This is a genomic window from Flectobacillus sp., assembly GCF_049240685.1.
Lineage (GTDB): Bacteria > Bacteroidota > Bacteroidia > Cytophagales > Spirosomataceae > Flectobacillus.
Genome location: NZ_JBMLSD010000249.1, coordinates 1 through 7,991 on the forward strand (window position 1 = coordinate 1; position 7,991 = coordinate 7,991).

The following is a 7,991-nucleotide window of genomic DNA, read 5'->3' on the forward strand; positions in this document are numbered from 1 at the left end:
CAATCAAAAATCTGAAATCCACAATCGAAAGTGTCTATTGTTTTTGTTATATTAGATACCTCATTTAAACCCGAACCAAAATGCACTCACTTTTGAAAACTAGCGCCTTGCTGGGTCTGCTTGCTATGGCCTCTTGCAAGCAAAAATCACAAGAACAACAAACCACAACAGATTCCACAATTGCTCAAGTAAAGGTTGACTCTACAAACATGTTTCCCAAAGAAACTGATTATCAAATCACTGTTCAGATGCCAGGAACCTTTCATGAAGGACAAGTACCTTTAAACTCAGATAAAAAATCATGGGTTGGTATTTTCCAAACAAGTAAAGGCTTTGAACTCAGAGCAACAAAGATTGCTTTGGAAATGGTTCATGATGAAATGATCGATGAAACTCCTGAAGCGAAAACGGGTATTCAAATTAACATTGCACAGAAAGATACCTGTTTGCTTTTGATTGAATCGCAGTCTTATCTGAAAGATCATGTGATAGCTCCGTTGACTTTGTCCAAAACAGAGTTTTATCCCAATGATGCTGTCGAATTTGAGTATTTGGGCCTGAAGTATAAACTTTTTGCGGTAGGTAAAAAGGAAATTGCCAAAGAAGATCCTAACCAGATTTTAGTGACAGATTATACGCTCTCTATTTCGTTTACGAAGGAGGGTAAAAACTACACCAATGTTTTGCTTCGTCAACCACGTTTTGATACAAAAATTCCTACAGTTCAGTTTGCGGGAGATATTGATGGCGATGGAATTGTGGATTTAGTGTTAGATGCAGCCACTTATTACAACGATATCAACAGTACCTTATATCTGTCAAAAATTGCCAAAGGAACGCAAGGTTTGACTATTGCAGGTGGATTTACAGCGGGAGTAGACTAAATTTTAGAATAAACCTTATGCATATTCATTGACTATGAAAAAACTATTTTTTCTATTGTGTACACTCTGGTGTAGCTCCACTTTTGCTCAGTCTGTCTATACAGGTACAATTGACAAATATCCCATTGAGGTCATTCTGAATGTCTATTCCGATGACGAAATCCAAGGTATTTATGTTTATTCCAGCAATGATGAGCCGATAAATATTTCTGGTAGTATCAAAAATAAAGTGCTTTCTATTCTCGAAAAAGATGCCAAAGAGAAAGTAACTGGAAAAATGGTAATTGATAAGTTTTCGGCTCAGGCTACACAATTATCAGGAACTTGGACGAACCCTACTGGTACAAAAAGTTTTAAAATAGCACTCACAAAAAAATATGACCTTGATGATGGAGAAGGTATAGCTTGGAGTAATCGTGAATTATTGCAAAAAGTAACTTCTGGTAATCAATATTTTAAAATTGTGCTTTCCAAAGCCAAAGATGATTATCAAGCTCGGGTAAAAGCTTTAAAGGTCTTCGAAAAAAAGACGGACAAATTGCTTCAAACCATTGCGGTTGATTGCCAATCGATGGGCTTTAACAGCGTAGAAACGGGCGATTTTAATTTTGATGGTCAAGCTGATATTTCTTTATTTGAATCATCTTATGCTGGAGCAAATACCTCTTCAAAATACTTTTTGGTTGACTCAAACGGACAATACAAAGACAGTGGTTTTGAAGGTGTTTCGCTTACATTTGATGAGAAAACCAAAAGAATTACCGAAGTAAACCAATGTTGCGCAGGGTCACAATATACCTCGACTTTGTACAAGGTTGCAAATAACAAAATGGTAAAACTAGAGCAACATTGTTTTATTTATGATGAAAAAAAGCAAGACTTTATAGAACGTAAATGGAAAGATTGCCAATGAAATTTAAGGTTTTATAGTACATAGCCCTCAGCGTTGTCTGAGGGCTATTTTTATGAATGAAGAACCTATTTTTCCGACACTATCCAATAACCCTTTATCTCATTACGGACGAAGGTTTTGATTTCGATAAAAAAGAGTTGAAATTTGTAAAAATAAGGGCTTTGAGTTTCTAATAAATCGATTTGGAGATAGCATTTTGTTAAAATAGATACTCAGTGATACCTTTTTGATGATCTATGGTAAGACATCGAACAAATGTCTTACGTAATTTGTTATTTTTTTATGATGTTATACCCTCAAAATATAGAACAAAAATTAGGATTTGACCGAATTAGAGAACGACTTAGTGAATTGTGTATTAGTCCACTCGGCAAAGCATTTGTAGAGAAAGTTCGCTTTTCGGATAACTATGATTTAGTCCAAAAAATGATTCGTCAGGTAGATGAAATGCGTGAGATTATGCAATATGAACCACAGGCATTTCCTTCTCAAAACTACCTAGATGTTAATCAACAACTGTCGAAAGCAGCTATTGAAGGTGCGTTCCTTTCTGAAGCGGAGTTTTTTGATGTAAAACTTTCCCTTCGTACCATTCAAGAATGTCTTCGTTTTTTTGATAATAAAGAACCCGAACAATACCCTCAATTACGTGAATTGTTGGGTATGGCATTCCAGCCTCGTACCGATAAAAATCAAGAAGAAGTAAAGCCCAACAAAGATGCTAAATTAGAAATAAGAGGCATTTTGGATGCTTTGGATAAAGTAATTGATGACCGTGGGCGTTTGAAAGATAATGCCAGCCCAGAATTACAGTCTATTCGTCGTCAGTTAGTTTCACAGGAGAACGATTTACGTAAAAAACTAGATAGTATTCTTCGCAATGCCAGAAGCAATGGTTGGGTATCCGATGATTTTTCTTTGACCTTACGTAATGGTCGTATGGTAATTCCTTTGGCGGCTGAGCATAAACGCAAAATCAAAGGTTTTATCCATGATGAATCAGATACTGGGAAAACGGTATTCCTTGAGCCAACCGAAGTCCTTGAAGCCAATAACGAAATTCGTGAGTTAGAATCGGCCGAACGCCGTGAGATTATCCGTATTCTCATGGATTTGACCACACGTTTGCGCCCTCACGTACCTGTCTTGAAGCGTGCGTATACTTTCCTAGGAATCATCGATTTTGTTCGTGCCAAAGCTTGTTATGCTATCGAGCTGGGTGCTATTGCGCCTTTAAGTGTCAATACACAGCTAGTAGACTGGAAAAACGCACGTCACCCATTGCTTTATGCTTCTTTCAAGAAAATGGGTAAAAGCGTTGTTCCATTGTCAATTACCTTGGAGCTAGACAATCGTATTTTGTTGATTTCAGGACCCAACGCTGGTGGTAAGTCGGTTACGCTCAAAACCGTTGGATTGATTCAATATATGTATCAGTGTGGTTTGTTGGTGCCTATGGCTGAGTATTCTACGATTGGTTTGTTTAGAAATATTTTCATTGATATCGGTGATGAACAAAGCTTAGAGAATGACCTAAGTACCTATAGTTCGCACTTGACAAACATGAAACATTTCTTGGTTCAATCCGACAGAAAGACCTTGTTTTTGATTGACGAATTTGGTACTGGTACCGAACCAGCTTTGGGTGGAGCCATTGCTGAGAGTATTCTTGAAGATTTGAATCGTTCGGGAGCGTATGGCGTGATAAATACGCACTATACCAACCTGAAAACTTTTGCTGACCGAACCAAAGGACTTGTCAACGGTGCGATGCGTTACGATGCTGAACACTTAGAGCCATTGTATGAGCTTGAAATTGGAAAACCAGGGAGTTCTTTTGCCGTTGAGATTGCCTACAAAATCGGTTTACCTAAAAATGTAATCGATCGTGCGAAAAACAAGATGGGTAAGCAACAGGTAAGCTTTGAAAAATTGGTCAAAGAATTAGAAATTGAGAAAAAAGTATTTGCAGATAAAAATGTTGAGAATGCCCAAAAACAACGTCATCTCGACCAACTTTTAGAGCAATATAACTCACTGAAAAACTTATTAGATACTGAGAAAAAGACCATTCTGAATAGCGCTAAACTGCAAGCAAAAGAGTTAGTAAAAACAGCTAATCAGAAAATAGAAGCGACCATCAGAGAGATACGTGAGCAGGAAGCCGATAAATCTGCAACCAAAGAGCTTCGCCAAGATTTACAAGATTTTCAAGAATCTTTAGTAATTGAAAAAGTACCTGAGAACAAAAACAAGCCAACTCCAAAGAAAGAAGAAGAGGAAAAAGATGTGATTGAAGTAATTGGAGGTGATATTGTGATAGGTTCGTTGGTTCGTATCAAAGGACAGGAAGCGATTGGGGAGGTATTGGGCGTTCGTGGTAAAGATATTGAAGTTGCTATTGGTGATTTGAAAACTACTGTTAAGCTCAATCGTTTGGAGAAAATTTCAAGAAAAGAATTTCGTCAGAAAGTCTCTCCTAAAGCCAAGCTTACAGGAATTGATATGAATGAAAAAATGCAAAATTTCTCATTCAATCTTGATTTGCGTGGTAAGAGAGGAGAGGAGGCTTTGGTTGATGTAGATCGCTTCATGAACGATGCCATTATGGTGGGCTACGATGAGATTAGAATTGTACACGGAAAAGGTGACGGTATATTAAGAACACTCATTCGCCAACATTTAAGAGGATACAAGCAAGTCGATAAAATGGTAGATGAGCACGCCGACCGTGGTGGTGCTGGTGTAACGATTGTGAAAATGAAATAGGATTCTCGAATTATTACTAACTGAGAAATTCGTCATTTTTTCTAAAAATGATATTTTACTAGTAGAGACGCAATGATTGCGTCCTAAGCTGAGCAAAGTCTAACCTAGTATCAAAAAAAAATCGGTCGGAAAATATTTTCCGACCGATTTTTTTTGACATTGAATGAGAGATATTCCTCAGAGTAAGATGCAAGACATTATTTATAAACTGCCATCAAACTTTAAAATAATCACTCATTCACTCAATCAAAATTCACTAATTATTTCTTATTCTGCGTGATTTTGATGCCATTTGAAGGGGCAAGGAAGATATAATCTGTTAATAATCTTTCTGTTTCTTTCAAATAAGCGTCTTTTTCACGTCTTTCTTTCGCAGCTTTTTGTTTTGCTTGAGCAATACTTACTGAGTCGGTTTTTACTTCAGTTTTAGTTTCTGGTTTTTCAACATCTGCTAATTCTTCGGCAAGGTCTTGGCTATTGCGTTTTTTCTGCTCTTCAATTTCTTTACGACGTTTGTCTTCTTTCAAAGAAATGGTTTTGCGTTCTTTGGCTTTTTTCCAATAATCAAAATCAGCGACTAATTTTTTCAAATCTGCTTCTGATTTCAAGTGCTCTTGGTATTTTTTATTCAAAGAAGAAACAATTTGCTCATTTACATCAGCCGATGGCGTGTATTTACTTGTTGCAATCATATCCCAAGGCAAAGCACTTGGTTGTGAACTTTCGCCGTATTCTTCTGCCGAGAAGCCTGAAGGCAACTGAATATCTGGTGTTACACCTTTGTGTTGAGTACTACTACCCGTAATACGGTAGAATTTCTCCATCGTGATTTTCAACTGACCTACGTTGTCTGGCTCGCCTTTCAAGAAACGACCCAAATCAACCAAGGTTTGAACAGTTCCTTTTCCGTAAGTTTGCTCGCCTACAACGATACCACGTTTGTAATCTTGAATAGCACCCGCAAAAATTTCGGAAGCCGAAGCACTGAATCTGTTGACTAATACCGCCAATGGTCCATCATACGTTACAGAAGGGTCACGGTCAAACTCGGCTGAAATTTCACCATCGGCATGTTTACGTTGAACCACAGGCCCTTGCGGGATAAATAAACCTGTCAAACTCACTGCTTCTACCAATGAACCACCACCGTTGTTACGAAGATCAAGAATTACTCCGTCTACTTTTTCTGCTTTTAATTCAGTTAAGAATTTCTTTACATCGGCGCTAGTGCTCTTAAAATCGCCCTCTCCTTTTCTTACACCTTCAAAATCACGATAGAAAACAGGTAACGTAATCAAGCCTAGTTTATAAGGACGGCCATTATTAGTAAATTCAAGGATATCTTTTTTGGCACTTCCGTCTTCTAATTTGATTTTTTCACGTACCAAGCGTACTTCTTTTGGCATAGAGCCTACTGCCGCATCACCTGATAAAATCTTAAGACGCACGATGGTATTTTTAGGGCCTTTAATCAATTTTACGGCATCGTCGGTCATCCAACCAACAATATCAGTAAAGGCTCCATTTTCGCCTTGTGCTACCGCTACAATTCTATCTTTTGGTTTTAAGGCTTTGCTTCTGTACGCAGGGCCACCCGTGATAAGCTCGATAATAGTTACATAATCGCCATCCAAACGAAGCGTTGCTCCGATTCCTTCAAAAGACTGAGCCATTTCTTGGTTGAATTGTGCGGCAGCCTTTGGAATCATGTAATTGGTATGCGGGTCAATACTTTCGGTGAATGAGTTCATGTATTGTTGGAATACATCTTCACTCTTCGTTTTGTCGAAATACTTTTCGCTACGAGAATAACGTTCTTTCAAATCTTTGATAGCCGAAGTATCAGCTTTTCCACTGATTTTCCAGTCTAACAAAGTACTTTTGATGGCTTTTCTCCAAATCTCATCGAGCTCTTGTTTGTTTGAAGCCCATTCAGCTTTTTCTCTGTCGGGCGTATAAATTTCATCTACATTGAAATTCATCGGTTTAGTCAAAAGCTGATTTACAAAGGTAAAACGCTCTTTGGCTCTTTTTCGATAAACATTATAGATTTGATAAGCAGCAGTTAAGTCTCCTTTTTGCAACTGGTCATCCAAGGAATAGCGAAATTGTTCGAAATCCTGAATGTCCTGTTTTGTGAAGTTCATTTTATTACCGTCAAGCTCCTTGATATAGTTGTCAAGGATTTTAGAAGATAAAGAATCATTGAGAGGAACCCTTCTGTAATGGTAATTCGTCAGGATTTGTGTCACTAATTCTTCTACTTTTTTCTGTGTTTCGGTGGGCTTGAGGTCGTCTTCACTAAATTTATAAGCCACAGTAAGGTTTTTCTCGGCACTATGTGAGGTCGAGCGAAGTCCCATAACTGCCAATAGCGTAACAGGAACAAGTGCAATGAGGTATTTCTTCATAGAGATTCGATGCGAAGGTAATTGAGTGACTGACTATAAAACCAATCACTCAACCCTAGATTCGCTTTATTATTTTTCGATACTTAGTAATTCAACTTCAAAGATTAAAGCTGAATAAGGTTTGATTACAGGACCGCTTCCGCGAGAGCCATACGCCAATTCTTGAGGGATGAACAATTTCCATTTAGAACCTACTGGCATTAATTGTAACGCTTCAATCCATCCTTGGATTACACCAGTTACTGGAAAAGTGATAGGTTCGTTACGCTGAACAGAGCTATCGAATACAGTTCCATCCAATAAAGTACCGTGGTAATGAGTTTTTACTTTATCGTTGGCAGTTGGTTTTGGACCGTCGCCTGCTTTCAAGATTTGATATTGTAATCCGCTTGGTAAAGTAACAACGCCTTCCTTCTTTTTGTTCTCAGCCAAAAACTTTTCACCAGCTTCTTTGATTGGCTTGTACTGAGCTGCTTGCGCCTCCATCATAAATTTTTGAAGGATTTGATTAGCTTGCATATCAGAAATTTGTGTGCTAGCGCCTTTCATTACCTCTCCAAACGCTTTTGCCATCAATTCAGAATTGATTGGTATATTCTGCATTTTAAAGTTTTGTGCTACCAAAACCCCCAAACTGTAGCTTGCAGAGTCCGACAAGTTGGTTAATTTCAATTCTTTAGTATCTGTGGTTACTTTCGCAACGGCTGGTTTGGCAGCTGTAGAAGCTTTGGATGCTGGTGTAGCTGGCTTTTTCACTTGTGCATGTGTGGCAAATGTGGTGAGCGCTACGCCCGAGCAGAGTACTATGTGTTTTAGATTCATGAGTTTATTAAATGTTTACTACAATTTTGCAAAAGATTATTCCAAATGCTATACTGCTCTTGCAGGTAAAGATTTGAGAGTAGAATCAAGCCTCGGGTTCTAATTTTGGGATAAAAAGACTTGATAAGAACTACAAAAATAAGCATTTGACGGACTTATTGTAGTATTTGCGATTGATAAATTATTGTTGAT

Annotated in this window: 5 protein-coding genes; 3 read left to right on the forward strand and 2 right to left on the reverse strand. The window is 37.9% G+C overall.

All coding sequences use genetic code 11. The features are described 5' to 3' along the window. Positions 1-80 precede the first annotated feature (80 nt). The 3 genes from ACOVQ4_RS11435 (at position 81) to ACOVQ4_RS11445 (ending at position 4,566) form a co-directional block, all read left to right on the forward strand. Complete coding sequence (locus ACOVQ4_RS11435; protein WP_421820772.1) at positions 81-884, forward strand: hypothetical protein; 804 nt, start codon at positions 81-83, stop codon at positions 882-884. A gap of 34 nt (positions 885-918) precedes the next feature. Further along, complete coding sequence (locus ACOVQ4_RS11440) at positions 919-1,797, forward strand: XAC2610-related protein (RefSeq protein ID WP_421820773.1); 879 nt, start codon at positions 919-921, stop codon at positions 1,795-1,797. Positions 1,798-2,082: 285 nt separating this feature from the next. Next, positions 2,083-4,566 carry an endonuclease MutS2 gene (locus ACOVQ4_RS11445; protein ID WP_421820780.1) on the forward strand — a complete coding sequence of 828 codons (2,484 nt, stop codon included), beginning with the start codon at positions 2,083-2,085 and terminating at the stop codon, positions 4,564-4,566. 260 nt (positions 4,567-4,826) lie between these two features. Here ACOVQ4_RS11445 and ACOVQ4_RS11450 read toward each other — a convergent pair whose 3' ends face one another. Beyond that, on the reverse strand, positions 4,827-6,977 hold the full coding sequence (locus tag ACOVQ4_RS11450) for a carboxy terminal-processing peptidase (RefSeq protein WP_421820774.1): 2,151 nt from the start codon (positions 6,975-6,977) through the stop codon (positions 4,827-4,829). 69 nt (positions 6,978-7,046) lie between these two features. Beyond that, complete coding sequence (locus ACOVQ4_RS11455) at positions 7,047-7,799, reverse strand: FKBP-type peptidyl-prolyl cis-trans isomerase (protein ID WP_421820775.1); 753 nt, start codon at positions 7,797-7,799, stop codon at positions 7,047-7,049. Positions 7,800-7,991: the final 192 nt, after the last annotated feature.